A 19,211-nucleotide genomic window follows, 5' to 3' on the forward strand; every position below is an offset into this window, starting at 1 on the left:
GTGGTCCGGCCCGGCCGGCGTGGTCCGGCCCGGCCGGCGTGGTCCGGCCCGGCCGGCGTGGTCCGGCCCGACCGGCGCAGCCCGTCCCGACCGGCGCGGTCCCGCGCGGCCGGCTCATGATCAACTCGGGTTCCTGGAAACCAGGGCATCCGGGAGATCAGGACCCCGCGACTTTCAGGAACCCGAGTCGATGATGGCGGGCTGGCGGGCATGCAGGCGGTCGAGGGTGGTCGGCGGGCGGCCACCAGGGGTGGTCAGGAGGTGGGGAGGTGGCGCAGGCTGCGGACCTTTCGCCACAGATCGGCGTCGCAGCGGCCGGCGTGGTCGGCGAAGGCGGCCGAATTGAGCCGGATCGGCTCGGTGAGGCTGAGGTAACTGTCGTGCTCAGCGCCCGGGTCCCAGTCCCGGGTGGGAATCCGCACATGGTCGTCCCGGTCGCTCTTGTCCTGGCTGGTGATCTTCAGGACGTCGGCGCCCCGGGAGTCGACGCGCAGCACCAGGCACGGGCGCACCTTGGACCCGCTGCCGTCGGCATACGGCACGTCGGCCCACCAGATGTCGCCGGGCGCCGGGGCGTCGTCGAGCCGGTCGGTGCCGCCCGAGCGGGGTTTGGTGGAGGGACGTTCGGCGCCACGGGGCCGCGGCGGGGTGGAACGACGGCCACCGGCGTCGCCCCGATCGGGTCGGGTGCCCGGAGGCCGGTTCGCCACCCGGTGCCGCCAACTGTTCCACGCCCAGCCGGCAGCCACGGCCAGCAGGATCGCCACCGCCCAGAGCAGTGCCTCGGGCATCCGTACCTCCGCGTTCCGGCGACCCGCCGGTCGCACCGTCCGGCGATCCTTGCACGCCGCCGCCCGCGCCGCCCGCCAACCACACCGCGGCTGCGCAAGCCGCCGGCCGACCACACCGCGGCTGCGCAAGCCGCCGGCCAACCACACTGCCGCCACCCGCGCCGCCCGCCAACCACACCGCCGCCCCAGCGCCGCGCCGCACGCACACATCGACGACGCCACGCCGGCCGTGACTCGATGGGTCGGTGGCGGGAACGGCCGGTCGACGGCTACCGAGCGTCACGTGATCACCGGACGCGGCTGAGGGCGGGGTCGCTTCGGGTGCGGGTGGGCGGCGGATTGTCCCACCGGCCCGATACGGTGCCGGAGTAGCGTGATCAGGGAGGTCGCAGGCGTGTCCGAAGGTGGCGGTGTGTCCGAGGAGCAGATCGGTCAGCAGGTCAGCCCGGCGCAGGAGGCGGTGGCCGGGGCTGAGCCGACGCCGCAGGCCCGGGAACGGCACGCCGCGCTCAGTCAGGAGTTGACCGAGCACCAGTACCGCTACTACGTGCTGGACGCGCCGACCATCCCGGACGCGGACTTCGACAGGCAGTTGCGCGAGGTGGAGGCACTGGAGGAGGAGTTCCCGGCGCTGCGGACGCCCGACTCGCCGACCCAGCGGGTGGGTGGCACGTTCTCCACCGACTTCACCCCGGTCACCCACGCCGAACGGATGCTCTCGCTCGATAACGCCTTCGCCGACGAGGAGTTGGCAGCCTGGGCCGAGCGGGTCGAACGGGACGCGGGCGGTCCGGTGCCCTACCTGTGCGAGCTGAAGGTCGACGGGCTGGCGATCAACCTGACCTACGAGAACGGCCGGCTGGTCCGGGCCGCCACCCGGGGTGACGGGCGCACCGGTGAGGACGTCACGGCAAACGTGCGCAGCATCCGGGACGTGCCCAGCCAGCTCGTCGCGTCCGCCGAATTCCCGGACGTTCCCGAGTTGGTCGAGGTCCGGGGCGAGATCTACTTCCCGATCGCGGCGTTCGCCGACCTCAACGCGGGTCTCGTGGAGCAGGGCAAGGCGCCCTTCGCCAACCCCCGCAACGCCGCCGCCGGCAGCCTGCGACAGAAGGATCCACGGGTCACCGCCACCCGGCCGCTGCGCCTGGTGGTGCACGGCATCGGCGCCCGCCGTGGGTTCCAGCCCACCGCGCAGTCCGAGTCGTACGCGGCGCTCAGGTCGTGGGGGCTGCCGACCAGCGACCGGTGGCGGGTCGTCCCGGATCTGAGCGGCGTGGCGGAGTTCATCGCCTACTACGCCGAGCACCGGCACGACGTCGAGCACGAGATCGACGGCGTGGTGGTCAAGGTCGACCCGGTCTCCATCCAGGGCCGGCTCGGGTCGACCAGTCGTGCCCCCCGCTGGGCGATCGCCTTCAAGTACCCGCCGGAGGAGGTCACCACCAAGCTGCTCGACATCGACGTCAACGTGGGGCGCACCGGCCGGGTCACCCCGTTCGCCGTGCTCGAGCCGGTGCGCGTGGCCGGTTCCACAGTCGCGCTCGCGACCCTGCACAACGCCCGCGAGGTGGAGCGCAAGGGGGTGTTGATCGGCGACACGGTGGTGCTGCGCAAGGCCGGCGACGTGATCCCCGAGGTGCTCGGCCCGGTGGTCGATCTGCGGCCCGCCGACGCCCGGCCCTTCGTCATGCCGACCAGTTGCCCGGCCTGCGGCACTCCGCTCGCGCCCTCGAAGGAGGGCGACGTGGACATCCGTTGCCCCAACACCCGCAGCTGCCCGGCGCAGTTGCGGGAGCGGGTGTTCCACCTCGCCGGTCGGGGTGGCTTCGACATCGAGGTGCTCGGCTACAAGGGCGCGGCGGCCCTGCTCGACGCGGAGATCATCAGCGACGAGGGCGACCTCTTCCACCTTGACGCCGATCAGCTGTCCCGGTCGCCGTTCTTCGTCAACAAGGACGGCAGCCTGGGCACCAACGCCACCAAGTTGCTGGACAATCTCGCGGTCGCCCGGGAACGGGACCTGTGGCGGGTGCTGGTGGCGCTCTCCATCCGGCACGTCGGCCCGACCGCTGCCCAGGCGCTCGCCCGGCACTTCCGCTCGATGGACGCCATCGACGCGGCCACCGAGGAGGAGCTGTCCTCCGTCGACGGCGTCGGGCCGACCATCGCCGCCAGCATCCGCGAGTGGTTCGCTGTGGACTGGCACCGCGAGGTGGTCCGCAAGTGGGCCGAGGCCGGCGTACGGATGGCGGAGGAGGCCGTCGACGAGGGGCCGCGCCCGCTGGAGGGGTTGACAGTGGTGGTGACCGGCACCCTCGCCGGCTATTCGCGCGACCAGGCCGCCGAGGCCGTGCAGAGCCGGGGCGGCAAGGTCAGCGGGTCGGTCTCCAAGAAGACGAGCTTCGTGGTGGTGGGCGACAACCCCGGGTCGAAGGCCGACAAGGCCGTCAGTCTCAAGGTGCCGGTGCTCGACGAGGACGGGTTCCGGCTCCTGCTGGAGGCGGGCCCGGACGCCGCGCGCGAGGTCGCTCAGCTCGGGGGTTGACCCGGCGGGTAGCTGGGCGCGGCGACTGACCCGCGTATACCAACTTAATTACGACTACGACCGATTCGTGACTGTCATACCGGGAAACCGGGGGCCGAGGGCGTTTCATTGGGTCACGGCGCGCGCACCGGCACGCCGATGGTCGGTCGGGAGGTGTGGTGGAGGTCGCCGACCCACGCAACTCGCTTCCTGCGGGACGGGTCGCACCGTTCGCCGCCTTCGTCGCCGGCATCCTGGCGGTCGCCGCGCTGACCGCCGCCGTTCCACTCGCGTCGCTCCCCGGTGAGTTGGCCGACCTGCCGGTGGCGTTCTGGACGATGGCCGCGCTCGCTGTGGTCTGCGACGCGCGCCCGTTCGTGCCGCCGGGGCGGCGGCAGACGTCGGCGGTGTTCCCGTCCACCTGCTTCACCTTCGCGATCCTGCTCGGCTGGGGTCTCGGGCCGGCGGTGCTGGTGCAGGCGGTGGGCGTCGTCGTCTCGGGTTGGCGGATGCGGCACGCCGCGTGGCGCACGGCGTTCAACGTCGGCCAGTACGCGTGTGCCCTCGCCGCCGCGTACGGGGTGATCCAGCTCGGCTCGGGCACCATCTTCTCCGGCGGGCGGCTGCACTGGACCGACGTGGCCGCCGTCGGCGGTGCCGTGCTGGCCTGGTTCGTCGTCAACTACGGGTTGGTCAGCTGGGCGGTGCGGCTGCGTTTCGGGGACCGCTGGTGGCCCACCGTCCGCCAGGGCCTCGGCTTCGAGTTGCTCTCCACCGGCTCGCTGCTGCTGCTCGCCCCGGTGCTGGTCGCGGCGGCGCGGGTCAGCGCCGCGCTGATCCCGCTGGTGCTGGTGCCGCTCTTCGCCGTCTACCGGATGGCGCGGTTGACCAACGAACAGCAGCACCTCGCCGCCGCCGACCCGCTGACCGGTCTGCCGAACCGTAAGGCGCTGCTGGCCGAGGTGGCCGAGCAGGTGCACCTGCACGCCGAGCGGACCGCCCGTGGCGAACCCGACGGGCAACTCGCGCTCCTGTTGATCGACCTGGACCGCTTCAAGAACGTCAACGACGCCCTCGGGCACGCTGTGGGCGACCGGCTGCTGGTCGAGGTGAGCGCCCGGCTCACCGACATGCAGCCCCGACCACAGATGATCGCCCGGCTCGGCGGCGACGAGTTCGCCATCGTGATGACCGGGCTGACCGACGTCGCGCAGGCGCGGGAGTTGGCCGAGCGGGTGGTCCAGGCGCTGGCCGAGCCGGTGCCGCTCGACGGGCTGCCGTTGGACGTGGGCGGGTCGATCGGGATCGCTCTCTTCCCCGAGCACGGCGAGGACTTCGCCACCCTGATGCGCCACGCCGACGTGGCGATGTACGACGCCAAGCACCGCAACGACACGGTGGCCGTGTACGCCCCGGAGTCCGACCACAACTCCGCCGAGCGGCTCGGTCTCCTCGCCGACCTGCGGCGCGTACTGGAAGCCAGCCCGTCGACAGTCGAAGCGGCAGCCGACGAAGAGGACGCGCAGCCGGACGGCGACGGGCGGCACAGCGTGTCGAGTGACCCCGAGCGGACTGCCGACGTACCCCTTGTGGCGGCGGCGGAGGTGCGCGGCGGTGACGGGGCGGCGCTGCCCACCGGCGCGCCGGCCGAGGGGGCGCTGCCCACCGCGGCGTCGGACCGGTCCGCGTCAACGGCGGACCCGGCGTCGGCGGTCGGCACCGCACGGCCGGGAGCTGCCCGGTGGTGGGCCCGGCGACGGCGCACCGACGCCGACCTGGTGCACTCCGATGAGCTGATCAACCGGATCGCCACCGGAGCCGACCCGATCCGGGGCCGCAACGCCCGTACCACTGTCGCCGGCACGCGTTCCGGTCCGGCCCGGGAGCGGCGCGTCGGTGGCGGAATCGGCCGGCGGTCCCCGAACGGGAGCGCGGTGGGCAGGGGGCGCAGCGGGGCGCGGCGGGACGTCGGGCCCGGCACCCCCGGGCAGCCGCTCGAACCGACCGGGTGGGCACACGCGGACGAGGAGCCGGCCGACGACGCCGGGGAGATCACCATGTACTACCAGCCGCAGATCGCCATCGCGACCGGCGAGGTGGTCGGCGTCGAGGCGCTGCTGCGGTGGCGGCACCCCCGCCGGGGCATGGTCGACCCGGAGGAGCTGATCCGGGTCGCCGAGCAGAGCGCCGTGATGCGACTGCTCACCCGTCGTGTCGTCGACGACGTGGTGGAGCAGCTCGCCAAGTGGTCGGCGGCCGGCATCGGCCTGCGCGCGGCGCTGAACGTGAGCGTGCGCGACCTGCACACCGGCGAGATCGCCGACCAGATCGCCGACCGGCTGGCCCGCTACGGGGTGCCGGCCGAACGGCTCCAGGTCGAGATCACCGAGGGCGCGTTGATGGCCGACCCGCGTCGGGTGCTGGCCACCATCTCCCGGCTGCACCGGATCGGGGTGGCCATCGCGCTCGACGACTTCGGCACCGGCTACTCCTCGCTTCAGCACCTGCGCCGCTTGCCGCTGTCCGAGGTGAAGGTGGACAGGTCGTTCGTCCTCGGCATGGCCGACGACACCGACGACGCGGCGATCGTCCGGTCGATGATCGAGCTGGCCGGGGCATTGGGGCTGCGCGTGGTGGCCGAGGGAGTCGAGGACGAACGGACCTGGCGGATGCTGCACGCCGCCGGCTGCGACGCCGCGCAGGGCTGGTTCTACGCCCGGCCGATGCCGGCCGAGGAGTTGGTCACCTGGCTGACCCGGTACCGGCCGGTCCGCCCGACCGGCGGGCACCCGCAGCCGGACCCCGCTCGCCGCCCCACCCGCTGACCCGGGGACGCTGGCCACCGGAGGGGGAGTCGGGGACGCGGCACCGGAGCGGAACAATAGACTCGCTCCGGTCACCGCGTGTCACGCTCCACCTGTCGCGCGGCCGGCACACCGCCCGACCAGCAGGAATTCAGAAGGGGGCACGGATGGCCGCCATCTCCCGCGAGGAGGTCGCGCACCTGGCGCGCCTGTCGCGGCTCGCCGTCACCGAGGAGGAGCTGGACACGTTCGCCGGCCAGCTCGACGTGATCCTCCAGGCGGTCGCCCAGGTCGGCGAGGTCGCCGCCGCGGACATCCCGCCGACCTCGCACTCGGTGCCGCTGACGAACGTCTTCCGCGAGGACGTCGTCACGCCGTGCCTCACCCCGGAGGAAGCGCTGTCGGGCGCGCCCGACGCCGAGGACCAGCGGTTCCGCGTACCGCGGATCCTGACCGAGGATGTGGCCTCATGAGCGAGCGGCAGCGGAGTGACGGCATGAGCGATCTCATTGGTATGACCGCGACGGAGATCGCGGCCCTGGTCGCCGGGGGCGAGACGTCCGCGGTCGAGGTGACCCAGGCGCACCTGGATCGGATCGCCGCGGTCGACGACCGGGTGCACGCCTTCCTGCACGTCGACACCGAGGGCGCGCTCGCCGCTGCCCGCGCGGTGGACGAGCGCCGGGCCGCCGGCGAGGAGTTGGGCCCGCTCGCGGGGGTGCCGGTCGCCGTCAAGGACGTACTGGCCACCCGGGGCATCCCGACCACCGTGGGCTCGAAGATCCTGGAGGGCTGGCGCCCGCCGTACGACGCGACGATCGTGCAGCGGCTGCGGGAGGCCGGCACGGTGATGCTCGGCAAGACCAACATGGACGAGTTCGCGATGGGGTCGTCCACCGAATACTCGGCGTACGGCCCGACGCGCAACCCGTGGGACCTGAGCCGGATCCCCGGTGGTTCGGGTGGTGGCAGCGCTGCGGCGTTGGCCGCGTACGAGGCGCCGCTGGCGATCGGTTCGGACACCGGCGGCTCGATCCGTCAGCCCGGCGCGGTCACCGGCACCGTGGGCGCGAAGCCCACCTACGGCGGCACGTCCCGGTACGGGCTGGTGGCCTTTTCCTCGTCGCTGGACACTCCGGGCCCGTGTGCCCGCAACGTGCTCGACGCGGCGCTGCTGCACCAGGTGATCGGCGGGCACGACCCGCGTGACTCCACCTCGATCCCGCAGCCGGTGCCGGACGTGGTGGCGGCGGCGAAGCTCGGCGCTACCGGTGACCTGACCGGTGTGCGGCTGGGCATCGTGAGCGAGTTCGTGGGCGAGGGTGCGGAGCCGGGCGTGATGGCCGCGTTCCGTGAGTCGGTGGACGCGCTGACCAAGATGGGTGCCGAGGTCGTCGAGGTGTCCTGCCCGACGTTCGCGTACGCCCTGCCGGCGTACTACCTGATCGCCCCGAGCGAGTGTTCCTCCAACCTGGCCCGGTTCGACGGTGTCCGGTTCGGCCTGCGGGTCGGCGACGACGGCAACCGGTCGCTGGAGGAGGTCATGTCGCTGACCCGGGAGGCCGGCTTCGGCCCGGAGGTCAAGCGCCGCATCATGATCGGCACGTACGCGCTGTCGTCGGGCTACTACGACGCGTACTACGGGCAGGCGCAGAAGGTCCGGACGCTGATCACCCGGGACTTCACTGCCGCGTTCGAGCGGGTCGACGCGCTGATCTCGCCGACCACCCCGTCGGTGGCGTTCCCGATCGGTGCGCGGACCGCCGACCCGTACCAGATGTACCTGGCCGACCTCTACACGATCCCGACGAACCTGTACGGCGGGCCGGGCATCTCGGTGCCCTGTGGGCTCTCCGAGGGGCTGCCGGTCGGTCTGCAGGTGATGGCCCCGACGATGGCCGACGACCGGATGTACCGGGTCGCCGCCGCGTTGGAGTCGGCGATCGGCACGTTCACCCCGCCGGCGCTGTAGACACGAGCGGGGCCGAGGCGGGTCGGGGCGGGCGGTTCACGCCGGTCCGTGACCCGCCTCGGCTGTTTCGGCGGTTGGCCGACCGGCGAGGTAGCGGCGGGCCCGCTGGGTGGTGCGCCAGTGCTGGTAGAGCAGCACAGCCCAGACCAGCGCGGCCAGCCCGGCCGTCCAGCGGGTGGACGTCCGGTCGGTGCTGACGGCGTTCAGCGTCTGCAACGCCAGGACCGCACCGAGGGCCCAGAACACCCACCGTCGACGTACCTGCTGCTCGGCCTCCTTGCGGGCCAGCGCGTCGATTCGCGGGTCGGTGGTCGACCCGTCGCGCAGTGCCGCCTTCACCCGCCGGCGGCTGGCCAGGTCGGCACCGTCGGACACCGAAGAGTTCCTCGTCATCCACGCGTTGATCAGGAGGACGACGGCGACGCCCAACGCCGCGGTCACCAGCAGGAGCAGCAGCTGGATCAGCGAGTCGTCGGCGTCCCGTTTTCCGTCGGAGATCAGCATCCCGATGGCGAACGTGGCGGGGACGGTGGCCGCCAACAGCACCATCGCGGCCCTGGTCATCCGGCTTGAGCGCCGTCGGGCCTCCGTGGCTGGTCGGGCCGGCGCTCCTGACTCTCTCCCCGTGTTCGTCATCGCCGTTCCCTACCCCGCCGCCGACGACGCCACGCGCCCCTGACGAAACCCGCCCGAGGATTGATCGGACAACCCCATTAGGCTGGACAGGTTCTGTCCGGATCGCGCCTGGAGCGTCTCATGACCACGACACTGCCCGCGTACGACGAGGTCGTTGCGCGCTTCGAACCGGTGATCGGCCTGGAGACCCACGTCGAGCTGGGCACGAACACCAAGATGTGGTGCGGTTGCCCGACCGACTTCGGCGGCGAGCCGAACACCCGGGTCTGCCCGGTGTGCCTGGGCCTGCCCGGGTCGCTGCCGGTGGCCAACAAGGCGGCCATCGAGGCGATCATCCGGATCGGCCTGGCGTTGAACTGCTCGATCGCCGAGTGGTGCCGGTTCGCCCGGAAGAACTACTTCTACCCGGACATGCCGAAGAACTTCCAGATCAGCCAGTACGACGAGCCGATCTGTGTCGACGGTTACCTGGACGTCGAGGTGGGCGGCGAGACGGTGCGGATCGAGATCGAGCGGGTGCACCTGGAGGAGGACACCGGCAAGACGCTGCACGTCGGCGGTGCCACCGGCCGCATCCACGGCGCGACGGAGTCGCTGGTCGACTACAACCGGGCCGGCATCCCGCTGGTCGAGATCGTCACCAAGCCGATCACCGGCACCGGTGCGCTCGCCCCCGAGGTGGCCCGGGCGTACGTCGCCGAGCTGCGGGACGTGATCCGTACCCTCGGCGTGTCCGACGTGCGGATGGAGGAGGGTTCGCTGCGGTGCGACGTGAACACCTCGCTCAACCTGCCGGGCGCAGAGTGGGGCACCCGTACCGAGACGAAGAACGTCAACTCGCTGCGGTCGGTGGAGCGGGCGGTCCGCTCGGAGATGCTGCGGCAGGCGTCGGTGCTGGACGCGGGCGGCCGGATCACCCAGGAGACGCGCCACTTCCACGAGGACACCGGTGACACCACCCCGGGCCGCTCGAAGGAGACCGCGACCGACTACCGGTACTTCCCCGAGCCGGATCTGGTGCCGATCGCCCCGGACCCGGCCTGGGTCGCCGAGCTGAAGGCCGCCCTGCCGGAGCTGCCCCGGGTGCACCGGCGTCGCCTCCAGGAGCAGTGGGGCCTCTCCGACCTGGACATGCAGTCGGTGCTGAACGCGGGCGCGGTCGAGCTGATCGAGGCCACCGTGGCCGCCGGCACCACCCCGGCCGCGGCCCGCAAGTGGTGGCTGGGTGAGCTGTCCCGCCGGGCCAACGAGAGCGGTGTGGAGCTGGCCCAGATCGGTGCCACCCCCGCCCAGGTCGCCGAGCTTCAGGGTCTGGTCGACGCCGGCAAGCTCAACGACAAGATGGCCCGTACGGTGCTGGAGGGCGTGGTCGACGGTGAGGGCTCGCCCACCGAGATCATGACCAGCCGGGGCCTGGAGGTCGTGTCGGACACCGGCGCGCTCACCGCCGCCGTGGACGAGGCGATCGCCGCGAACCCCGGCATCGCCGACAAGATCCGCAGCGGCAAGGTCGCGGCGGTCGGCGCGCTGGTCGGCGCGGTCATGAAGACCACCCGTGGTCAGGCCGACGCGAAGACGCTGCGTGAGCTGATCCTGGAGCGCCTCGGCGTCCAGGGCTGACCCGACGCCCAGCGTCGATCATGAGGTTGACGGCGCTTCAGAGATCGACTACTGCCGTCAACCTCATGATCAACATGTACCGCACCCCTCGCGAGGGCGTCAACGGCGACGCCTGGATGGAGTTACCGTGACCCGGCACGACCTTGATGTCCTCGACGAGATCCAGCGGCGGGTGCTCTGGCTCGCCACCCGCATCGTGGACGCCGCCAATCACGACCGGGCCACCGGCGACGGTGTGAAGGTCGGCGGCCACCAGGCATCCAGCGCCTCGCTGGTCACGGCGATGACCGCGCTCTGGTTCGCGCACCTGGACGCCGGGGACCGGGTCGCCGTGAAGCCGCACGCGTCCCCGGTGTTCCACGCCATCCAGTACCTGCTCGGCAACCTGGACCGCTCCTACCTGCCCCGGCTGCGGGCCCGCGGCGGCCTCCAGTCGTACCCGTCGCGCACCAAGGACCCGGACGCCGTGGACTTCTCCACCGGTTCGGTCGGCCTGGGCGCTGCCGCGCCGCTGTTCGCCGCCGCCACCCGGCGGTACGTCGACGCGCACTTCGGGGCCCGCCCGCACTCCCGGTTCGTGGCGCTGATCGGCGACGCCGAGCTGGACGAGGGAAACATCTGGGAGGCGGTGGCCGACCCGGCGACCACCGGGCTGGGCAACGTGATGTGGCTCGTCGACTTCAACCGCCAGTCGCTGGACCGGGTGGTCCCCGGCATCCGGATCAACCAGTGGCGCGGTCAGTTCGAGGCGGCCGGCTGGCACGTCGTGGAGGTCAAGTACGGCCGTAAGCTCGCCGAGGCGTACGCCCGGCCGGGCGGTGCGGCGCTGCGCGACTGGATCGACGCGATGCCCAACGAGCAGTACCAGTCGCTGTTCGGGCTGGCCGGCGACACGTTGCGCAAGCAGTTCCTGGACGGGGCGCCGGCCGGGATCGCCGAGCTGATCGCCGGCATCGACGACGAGGACCTCGGCCCGCTCGTCACCGACCTGGGCGGGCACGACCTCCAGGCGATGCTCGACGCGTACGCCCAGTGCGACGCGGTCACCGACCGGCCCAGCGTCGTCTTCGCGTACACGGTGAAGGGTTGGGGGTTGCCCATCGCCGGCAACCCGCGCAACCATTCCGCGCTGCTCAGCTCGGAGCAGGTCGACACGCTGCGCGCCGCGCAGGGGTTGACCGCCGAGACCGAGTGGGACCGCCTCGACCCGGCGTCACCCGCCGGGATCCAGGCCGGCGCCCGCCGGGAGGCGCTGTCCCGCGCGCCGCGCCAGCGCGCGCTGGGGGTCACCGTTCCGGAAAGCACGGGAGTACGCGCAACCAAGCCGATCTCCACCCAGGAGGTCTTCGGTCGGGTGCTGGTGGACCTGGCGCGCGACCGGGAGGTGGGCCGCTACCTGGTCACCACAGCCCCGGACGTGGCCACCTCCACCAACCTCGCCGGGTTCATCAACAAGACCGGGGTGTTCGCCCCGACCGAGCAGCGGTCCTGGACCGAGGACCGGATGCTGCGCTGGACCGAGAGCCCCGCTGGGCAGCACATCGAGCTGGGCATCTCGGAGATGAACCTGTTCCTGCTGCTCGGTCAGCTCGGGCTGTCCTGGGACCTGTCCGGGCAGCCGCTGCTACCGGTGGGCACCGTCTACGACCCGTTCGTGCTGCGCGGCCTGGACGCGTTCCTGTACGGCACGTACTCCGGCTCCCGGTTCGTGGTGGCCGGCACCCCGTCCGGCATCACCCTCGCTCCGGAGGGCGGCGCGCACCAGTCCACGATCACCGCGTCGGTCGGCCTGGAGCTGCCCGGGGTGACCTTCATCGAGCCGGCGTACGCGGCCACGCTCGACTGGCTGCTCTGCGACGCGCTCGGTCAGATCGCCGGTGGGTCGGCACCGGCCGCCACCGCCGCACCCGCCGAGGACGGCGCGTACTACTTCCGGCTGAGCACCCGACCGCTGGACCAGTCGCCGTTCGAGGCGGCCCGGGCGCGGCTCGGCGACGCGGTGCTGCGCCGGCAGGTCGTCGCCGGGGCGTACCGGCTGGTCGACGCGCACCAGGCGTACCCGCACCTGGTCGACGCCCCGGTGGTGCAGCTGGCCGCCTCCGGCGCGGTGCTGCCCGAGGTGCTGGCCGCCGCGGCGGAGCTGGCCGACGAGGGCGTCGCCGCGCACGTGGTGGACGTGACCTCGCTGGACCGGCTCTACCGGGCCTGGCAGCGCACCCTTCGCCAGGGTGTGCGGACGGCCACGGTGCCCAGCGTGCCGGGCGCGCTGCGGTCCGCGTTCGCCGATCGGGTGCCGGTGGTGTCGGTGCACGACGCCGCGTCGCACGCGATGGCCTGGCTCGGTTCGGCGGTCGGGGCACCGGCGGTGCCGCTCGGTGTGGACGAGTTCGGCCAGTCCGGCAGCGTCGCCGAGCTGTACGAACTGCACGACCTGCTGCCCGGCAGCATCGTCAACGCCGCCCTGGCCGCCATCGCCCTGCGCTGACCCGCCGGCCGGCGTCGACGTCGGCTCAGCCGGTCGGGGTGGGCGTGGGTGTGGCGGGAATGCCGCCGCTCGGGGTCGGCGTGGGCGTGGCGGGAACGCCGGCGGCCGGGTTCTCCACCAGGCGCCGTTCCAGGTTGACCTGGGCCTGCCCGGTGCCGCCCACGGTGATGGTGTCGTACGCCTGGAGCAGCTTCTGCTGGTCGAAGTAGAGCACGCTCATCGACAGCGGGGTGGGCTTCTCGCCCTCCAGGCCGCGCAGCCCGGCGCCGCCGGTGGAGCCCTCCACCATCAGCGTGGTGGGCTGCTGCCCGGGCGCCTGCGGCAGCTCGGAGACCTGCCGGGAGTGGGTGTGCCCGGCCAGCACCAACGGGCACGTGCCGGCGAGCGGCCCGGCCGACGCGGGGTCGTGCACCAGCGCGATGTTGACCGGTCGCGGTGAGCTGCGGACCGTCGCGGCGAGCTGGTTGCCCGCCCCGATCACCTGGTCGGCCACCTGCTGGGTCAACCCGCTGCCGGCCGGGGAGGTGTTCTTGTCCGGGGTGAAGCGGGGGTCGCCGATGCCGGCGATGGTCAGCCCGGCGACGGTCGTCGTCGTGTTGTTCAGCACGATCGCGTTCGGCTGACGGGCCACCGCGGCGGCGGTCTTGCCGGAGTCGTGGTTGCCCCGGATGAAGACGTACGGCTTCTTCAGCAGCCCGATCGAGGCCACGAAGGAGGCTTCCGGTTCGCTGCCCCAGTCGGTGATGTCCCCGGTGTCGATCACCACGTCGATGCCGAACTGCTCCACGACCGTCCGGATCAGCTGCCAGCCGGTCGGGTTGAGGTGCATGTCGGAGACGTGCAGCACCCGGGTGGTGCCCGGGGTGGGCTCCAACAGCGGAAGCGCCGACACCGTGGTGTAGAGCTGGCTGACGTTGCCGACCAGGCGCTGCAACTGCTCCGCGTACTTGGTGTAGTCGTTGGCGATCCGGCGGGCGTCACCGACGATGGCCGGCGCGTTGACCAGCAGCCCCTCGTAGCGCGGCTCCTCGATGGCCTGCGGGCGGAGGGTGGCCGCCGCCGTGCCGAGGCTGCTGGCGGTGACCAGCAGAGCCAACCCTCCCGCCCAGGCGGTCCGCCGGACGTCGCGGAAGATCAGCCCGGCCAGGATCAACGTGACGAGCACCGAAGCGCCGAGGGTACGCAGACCGAGGCGCATCACCCCGGAGCGGACGTCCTCCACCGCGCTCTGGCTGGCCCGGCTGATGCTGGCCGGGTCGTCGATCAGCGCCTCGGTGCGCCCCTGGTCGAGGGCGCCGAGCCGGACGGTGAGATGGGTCGGCCCGTTGTGGCTGTCGAGCAGCAGCGCGCCGAGCGGCGGGATGTCGACGGTGGTGCCGCCGTCCCGGGCGGGGGAGATGCTGAGGTTGGCCCGGAACGGGCCGATGTCGGTGCTCACCTGGCCACCGGCCAGCACCCCGAGCACCGCCCCGGCCAGGGCCACGGCGAGGACGGCGACGATCAGCCCGAGGCGGCGCAGCGGACCGGCCGCGCCGACCCACCAACCGGTCGGGCGTGGCCGATCGTCACCGGTCACCGGGTCGTCCCGGTCATCGGCGTCGTCGTGCCGCTCGTCGCGTTGCCCGTCCATGCTGAGAGTCTGACCTGCCCGTCGGAAGATCTTGGCAAACCTGAACGGATGGTGACGCAATCAGCTGCGTCCGCCGTCACCACCCGCGAAGACCACCCGCAGGAGCCGGTCGTCGTCGCCCGCCGGGTTGCCCCGGCCGTCGTGGTTGGAGGTGCTCACCCAGAGCGACCCGTCCGGTGCCGCGGCCACCGCACGCAGCCGACCGTAACGGTTGGTGAGCAGCTCACTGGGCTTTCCGAGCAGGGTGCCGGTGTCGGTCAGCTCCATCACCCAGAGGCGCTTGCCGCGCAGACAACCGGTGACCAGCAGCCGGTCCGTCGCGGCCAGACCGGAGCAGGACGCGTCCGACGTCGCCCACTGCGCGATCGGGTCGGTGAACCGCTTGTCGCCGGCCTGGCCCTCGACCTCCGGCCAGCCGTAGTTGCCGCCCTTGGTGATCTGGTTGATCTCGTCCCAGGTGTTCTGGCCGAACTCCACGGCGTACATCCGCTTCGCGGCGTCCCAGGCGAAACCCTGGACGTTGCGGTGCCCCAGGGACCAGACCGGGGAGTTGGGGTACGGGTTGCCGGCGGCGGGCTTGCCGTCCGGGGTGACCCGCAGGATCTTGCCGCCGAGGCTCTTCACGTCCTGCGAGAGGGGCCGCCGGCCGGCGTCACCGGTGCTGACGTAGAGCTGCTTGTCCGGGCCGAAGCCGAGCCCTCCGCCGTTGTGCACATTGGCTTTGGGGATGCCGGTGAGGATCGGGGTGGGCTGCCCGCCGAGTTGCAGTCGGGCCACCCGGTTGTCCCGTTCGGCGGTGTAGTAGACGAACACCGTCCGGTCCCGGGCGTAGTCGGGCGAGACGGCGATGCCGAGCAGGCCGCCCTCGCCCGCCGCCGCCACGTCGGGGATCGTCTGCACCGGGCGGACCCGCAGCCCGTCCGGCCCGGACTCGGGCCCGACCTGGAGGATCCGGCCGTTGTCCCGTTCGGTGACCAGCGCGCCGCCGTCCGGCAGGAAGGCGATCGCCCACGGCACCCGCAGCCCCTTGGCGAGGACCGTCGCCACCGCCTGCTGGCCGGCGCCACCGGGGCCCGCCGACGCGGACGGGGTGGGCAGGTTGGGCGGTTCGCCGGCCGGGTCGGGCTCCGGCTCACCGAAACTGCAACCGGCGGTGAACAGCAGCGCCGCGCAGGACGCCGCGAGGGCCACCCGGAGGCGGCGGATGCGGGGGTACGGGGGACGGGCGCTCACCCGGCCCAGGGTAGCCCGCCGCGCGACCCGGGCGGGCCCGTCGAGATGCAACGGATGCCGATGGACCCACCCGATGAGCCCCGTGGGCTCTTCACCGAGCCCGCAGGGCCAGCAGCGCGGTGTCGTCCTCCCGGTGCCGGATCGAGGCGAGCAGCAGGTCGCACAGGTCGTCGAGGGGCAGCCTGTCGGTGTCGGACAGTCGGCCCGCCAACTCGGCCAACCCCTCGTCGATCGAGCGGTCCCGCCGCTCGATCAGCCCGTCGGTGTAGAGCAGCAGGGTGTCGCCGGTGGCCAGGCTGGTGCGGTGGCTGCTCCGCGGCGACGGGCGGGCCAGGCCGAGCAGCGGCTCCGGTGTGCCCTGGAGGACCTCGACGGCCCCGCCGAAGCGGACCACCAGGGCCGGCGGGTGCCCGGCGTTGGACCAGGTCGTCTCGTGCACACCGGCGCGCTGCGGACAGATCCGCACCAGCGTCGCGGTGGCGGCGATCGGCAGCCGCAGGCCACGGATGGCACCGTCCAGGTTGCTCATCAGCGACCCGACCGCGTCCGGCCGGCCGAAGGCGTCGCCCCGCACCAGGTTGCGCAGCTGACCCATCGTCGCCGCTGCCTCGATGTCGTGCCCGGCCACGTCCCCGATCGCCGCGATCACGTCGCCGTCGGGCTGCACGAAGGCGTCGTACCAGTCACCGCCCACCTCCACCCGGTCGGCCGCCGGCTGGTAGCGGGCCGCCAGCTCCAGCTCCGCCACCACCGGCAGCCGGGGCAGCATGCTGTGTTGCAGGACCTCGGCGACGTGCCGCTGCTCGCCGTACATCGAGCTGTTGCCGACGGCCTGGCCGGCCCGGCGGCCGATGTCGACCGCGGTGAGCAGGTCGCGGTCGTCGAAGGGCTGACGCTGGCCGCCGTTGACGAGCGTGATCGCCCCCAGCACCGTGCCGCTGGCGGCCCGCACCGGCACGCTCAGGTAGGAGGCGATGCCCAGGCGCTGCGCGATCAGTGTCATCTCCGGGTTCGTGGTGCCCTTCGTGACGTCGGCCAGGGACGCCGCGCTGCCGAGCCGGGGCTGGCCGGTCCGCAGCACCGCCCGGATGACCGACTCGGGGCTCAACCCCGTGCGCAGCAGCTCGCCGAACCGGTCGATGTCCGTTGTGCGCGCCGGGTCGCGGTGCACCGAGACCACCTCGCGGGGCAGGCCGGTCGGCCCGATCAGGGTGAGCAGGCACCAGTCGGCGAGCAGCGGCACCATGGTGGCGGCGAGTCGACGCAGCGCGGTGCCCACGTCCAGGGTGCCGGCCAACGTCTCGCTCACCCCGGCCAGCAGCTCCAGCCGCTCGTGTGCCTGCATGGCCCGCCGCTGCGCCTCCTGTGCGCCGTCGAGCGCGATCCGCAGCCGCAGCTCCGACGAGCAGGCGGCGGCAAGGTCGGTCAGGGTCCGCAGCTGCGCTGCCGTCCAGGCGCGGGGCTTGCTGTCGATGGCGCAGAGCGAGCCGAGCACCCGGCCGGAGAGGTCGGTCAGCGGCATTCCCGCGTACGCGACCACGCCGAGGTCGTCGATGGCCAGGTTGTCCCGGACGCGGGGGTAGAGCCGGGCGTCCGGCAGCACCATCGGCGCCTCGATGTCCACCACGTGTTGGCAGAACGAGTGGCTCAACGGGGTCTGCCGCCGCTGCGACCAGGGCTCGGGCAACCCGACCGCGCCCGGAAAGAACTGCCGGTCGGCGGAGACCAGGGAGACCAACGCGACCGGCACGTCCAGCAGGTCGCTGACCAGCCGGGCAAACCTGTCGAGCGCCTCGTCCGGGGTGGCGTCGAGCCCGGTGTCGGCGAGAGCGCGCAAGCGTTCCGGATCGCCGAGCGCCGCGGGTGGGGCGATCGGACGCCGGTTGGTGGCGGGGGAGCCGTCGGTCATCGTGCACCTGTCTGCCGGGCGGAGGCGGACCGGTCCTCCGACCCTTTCTTATACCTCGCACGGGCCCGTGCCGAACATCGGTGTGCTGAGTCTCGCCCGTCCCGGCCCGTGCACCACAGTCCGGCACACCCGTTCGCCGCCGTGCCCGCACCGGCCGCCGCCTCGGGGACTATCGTCGGCGGACGTGAAGGTATGGATTCCGCACCAGGCCGGCCTGAACCTCCTGGGCGAGCTGCCCGCGGACGTGACGGTGGAGGTCTTCGAGCACACCGACCGGATGCCGTCCGAGCCGGCCGACGTCCGCTTCTGGGTGCCACCGTTCCTGGGTGGTTCGGACGCGACGGCGGTGCTACGGGAACTGCCCGACCTGGCGGTGGTGCAGTTGCTCTCCGCCGGGGCGGACGCCTGGGCCGGCCGGACACCGCCGGCGGTGACGCTCTGCGATGCCCGGGGCGTGCACGACCCGTCCACCGCCGAGTGGGTCGTCACCGCGATCCTCACCCAGTTGCGGGCGTTCCCGGCGTTCGTCCGGGCGCAGGCCGAGCGGCGCTGGACGTTCGCGGAGAACACCCCGACCGACGAGCTGACCGGAAAGCGGGTGCTCATCGTCGGGGCCGGCTCGATCGGCGCGGCCGTGCGTGACCGGCTCGCCCCGTTCGACGTGAGCTTCACCCTCGTCGCCAGGACGGCCCGGCCCGAGCAGGGGGTGCACGCCGTCGAGGAGTTGCCCCGGTTGCTGCCCGACGCGGACGTGGTGGTGGTGATCGTGCCGCTCACCGACCGGACCCGTGGCCTGATCGACGAGAAGTTCCTGGCCGCGATGCCCGACGGGGCGCTGCTGGTCAACGCCGCCCGGGGCCCGGTGGCGCACACCGAGGCGCTCGTCGCCGAGCTGGGGACCGGTCGGATCTCGGCGGCGTTGGACGTCACCGACCCGGAGCCGCTGCCCGCCGACTCGCCGCTCTGGGTCATGCCGAACGTGCTGCTCACCCCGCACGTCGGCGGGTCGGTGCGCGGGTTGTTGCCGCGGGCCTACCGACTGGTGGGCGATCAGGTCCGCCGGTTCGCCGCCGGGCAACCCCTGATCAACCCGGTGATCGACGGTTACTGACCGGGGGTTTCCGCCGCAGCGTCCGGCAGCGGCTGACCGGTCGCCGCGACCAGTCGGGGCAGATCCGCTCCTCGGACGGCCGGCAGGGTGACCTGGTGGCCGTCGTCGAGCCGGGCCACCGCGCGCCCACGCTGGTCGGTGGTCAGCTCGAGGACCTGGTCCCAGTCGATCCGACGCTGCCCGACGAGCGCCCGGATGCGCAGCTGCCGCGCGTCGGCGTCGGTGCCGGCCCGCCAGGCCCACACCGCGACGGCGAGCGGGACGAGCAGCACCGGCAGCAGGTAGTCCCGGGCGTTGGCCAGCGGCAGGGCGCCGACGAAGGCGATGATCGCGGCCACCAGGATGGCTTGGTTGTACCGGAAGCGGACCGTGTCGGGCTTACTCACCCTCCGATGATCCCACTCCGGGTTGTTTCGGCTCGCGGCGGGCGGTGCCGGCAGCGTGCGGTACGCCGTACAGTGACACAGGTCGTTGTATCCCCTGAGTGACCGGC

Annotated in this window: 13 protein-coding genes; 7 read left to right on the plus strand and 6 right to left on the minus strand. The window is 72.7% G+C overall.

Features of this window, described 5'->3' with window-relative positions:
- Nucleotides 1–254 precede the first annotated feature (254 nt).
- Nucleotides 255–791 carry a type II toxin-antitoxin system PemK/MazF family toxin gene (locus tag AB0877_RS09535; protein WP_366608150.1) on the minus strand — a complete coding sequence of 179 codons (537 nt, stop codon included), beginning with the start codon at nucleotides 789–791 and terminating at the stop codon, nucleotides 255–257.
- A 412-nt stretch (nucleotides 792–1,203) separates the two neighbouring features.
- Between AB0877_RS09535 and ligA the strand changes: the two genes are divergently transcribed.
- The 4 genes from ligA (at nucleotide 1,204) to gatA (ending at nucleotide 8,094) form a co-directional block, all read left to right on the plus strand.
- A complete protein-coding gene (ligA, locus tag AB0877_RS09540) occupies nucleotides 1,204–3,339 on the plus strand; it encodes an NAD-dependent DNA ligase LigA (RefSeq protein ID WP_366608151.1) in 2,136 nt (711 codons plus the stop codon).
- Nucleotides 3,340–3,497: 158 nt separating this feature from the next.
- Nucleotides 3,498–6,143, plus strand: coding sequence for a bifunctional diguanylate cyclase/phosphodiesterase (locus AB0877_RS09545; protein ID WP_366608152.1), 2,646 nt, complete (start codon nucleotides 3,498–3,500; stop codon nucleotides 6,141–6,143).
- Nucleotides 6,144–6,289: 146 nt separating this feature from the next.
- Complete coding sequence (gene gatC / locus AB0877_RS09550) at nucleotides 6,290–6,595, plus strand: Asp-tRNA(Asn)/Glu-tRNA(Gln) amidotransferase subunit GatC (RefSeq protein WP_354889995.1); 306 nt, start codon at nucleotides 6,290–6,292, stop codon at nucleotides 6,593–6,595.
- 23 nt (nucleotides 6,596–6,618) lie between these two features.
- Nucleotides 6,619–8,094 (plus strand): Asp-tRNA(Asn)/Glu-tRNA(Gln) amidotransferase subunit GatA, encoded by a 1,476-nt coding sequence (gene gatA / locus AB0877_RS09555; RefSeq protein ID WP_366608153.1) that lies wholly within the window; start codon nucleotides 6,619–6,621, stop codon nucleotides 8,092–8,094.
- A gap of 36 nt (nucleotides 8,095–8,130) precedes the next feature.
- On the opposite strand, the gene AB0877_RS09560 is transcribed toward gatA, so the two are convergent.
- Nucleotides 8,131–8,658 carry a hypothetical protein gene (locus AB0877_RS09560; RefSeq protein WP_366608154.1) on the minus strand — a complete coding sequence of 176 codons (528 nt, stop codon included), beginning with the start codon at nucleotides 8,656–8,658 and terminating at the stop codon, nucleotides 8,131–8,133.
- Between the two features lie 192 nt (nucleotides 8,659–8,850).
- Here AB0877_RS09560 and gatB point away from each other — a divergent pair, with 192 nt between their 5' ends.
- Together gatB and AB0877_RS09570 are read left to right on the plus strand one after the other, a co-directional pair.
- Nucleotides 8,851–10,350, plus strand: coding sequence for an Asp-tRNA(Asn)/Glu-tRNA(Gln) amidotransferase subunit GatB (gene gatB / locus AB0877_RS09565; protein ID WP_366608155.1), 1,500 nt, complete (start codon nucleotides 8,851–8,853; stop codon nucleotides 10,348–10,350).
- Nucleotides 10,351–10,477: 127 nt separating this feature from the next.
- A complete protein-coding gene (locus AB0877_RS09570) occupies nucleotides 10,478–12,835 on the plus strand; it encodes a pyruvate dehydrogenase (protein ID WP_366608156.1) in 2,358 nt (785 codons plus the stop codon).
- A 25-nt stretch (nucleotides 12,836–12,860) separates the two neighbouring features.
- On the opposite strand, the gene AB0877_RS09575 is transcribed toward AB0877_RS09570, so the two are convergent.
- From AB0877_RS09575 to AB0877_RS09585, 3 genes are all read right to left on the minus strand, one after another.
- Nucleotides 12,861–14,465, minus strand: coding sequence for a metallophosphoesterase (locus AB0877_RS09575; RefSeq protein WP_366608157.1), 1,605 nt, complete (start codon nucleotides 14,463–14,465; stop codon nucleotides 12,861–12,863).
- A 60-nt stretch (nucleotides 14,466–14,525) separates the two neighbouring features.
- Nucleotides 14,526–15,698, minus strand: coding sequence for a PQQ-dependent sugar dehydrogenase (locus AB0877_RS09580; protein ID WP_366608158.1), 1,173 nt, complete (start codon nucleotides 15,696–15,698; stop codon nucleotides 14,526–14,528).
- A gap of 91 nt (nucleotides 15,699–15,789) precedes the next feature.
- Entirely contained in the window at nucleotides 15,790–17,607 is a 1,818-nt protein-coding gene (locus AB0877_RS09585; RefSeq protein WP_366608159.1) for a SpoIIE family protein phosphatase, read from the minus strand.
- A gap of 184 nt (nucleotides 17,608–17,791) precedes the next feature.
- Between AB0877_RS09585 and AB0877_RS09590 the strand changes: the two genes are divergently transcribed.
- Nucleotides 17,792–18,718, plus strand: a complete 927-nt coding sequence (locus AB0877_RS09590; RefSeq protein ID WP_366608160.1) for a 2-hydroxyacid dehydrogenase — start codon at nucleotides 17,792–17,794, stop codon at nucleotides 18,716–18,718.
- Here the strand turns inward: AB0877_RS09590 and AB0877_RS09595 are convergent.
- On the minus strand, nucleotides 18,712–19,104 hold the full coding sequence (locus AB0877_RS09595; protein ID WP_366608161.1) for a PH domain-containing protein: 393 nt from the start codon (nucleotides 19,102–19,104) through the stop codon (nucleotides 18,712–18,714). The two genes, AB0877_RS09590 and AB0877_RS09595, sit on opposite strands and share 7 nt — an antisense overlap.
- Nucleotides 19,105–19,211 lie beyond the last annotated feature (107 nt).

It is taken from the genome of Micromonospora sp. NPDC047644, from assembly GCF_040704315.1.
GTDB lineage: Bacteria > Actinomycetota > Actinomycetes > Mycobacteriales > Micromonosporaceae > Micromonospora.

Coding starts and splice junctions, on each gene's coding strand:
- AB0877_RS09535 (WP_366608150.1), bottom strand. CDS start 791: ATGCCCGAGGCACTGCTCTGGGCGGTGGCGATCCTGCTGGCCGTGGCT.
- gatC (WP_354889995.1), top strand. CDS start 6,290: ATGGCCGCCATCTCCCGCGAGGAGGTCGCGCACCTGGCGCGCCTGTCG.
- gatA (WP_366608153.1), top strand. CDS start 6,619: ATGAGCGATCTCATTGGTATGACCGCGACGGAGATCGCGGCCCTGGTC.
- AB0877_RS09560 (WP_366608154.1), bottom strand. CDS start 8,658: ATGACCAGGGCCGCGATGGTGCTGTTGGCGGCCACCGTCCCCGCCACG.
- gatB (WP_366608155.1), top strand. CDS start 8,851: ATGACCACGACACTGCCCGCGTACGACGAGGTCGTTGCGCGCTTCGAA.
- AB0877_RS09575 (WP_366608157.1), bottom strand. CDS start 14,465: ATGGACGGGCAACGCGACGAGCGGCACGACGACGCCGATGACCGGGAC.
- AB0877_RS09585 (WP_366608159.1), bottom strand. CDS start 17,607: ATGACCGACGGCTCCCCCGCCACCAACCGGCGTCCGATCGCCCCACCC.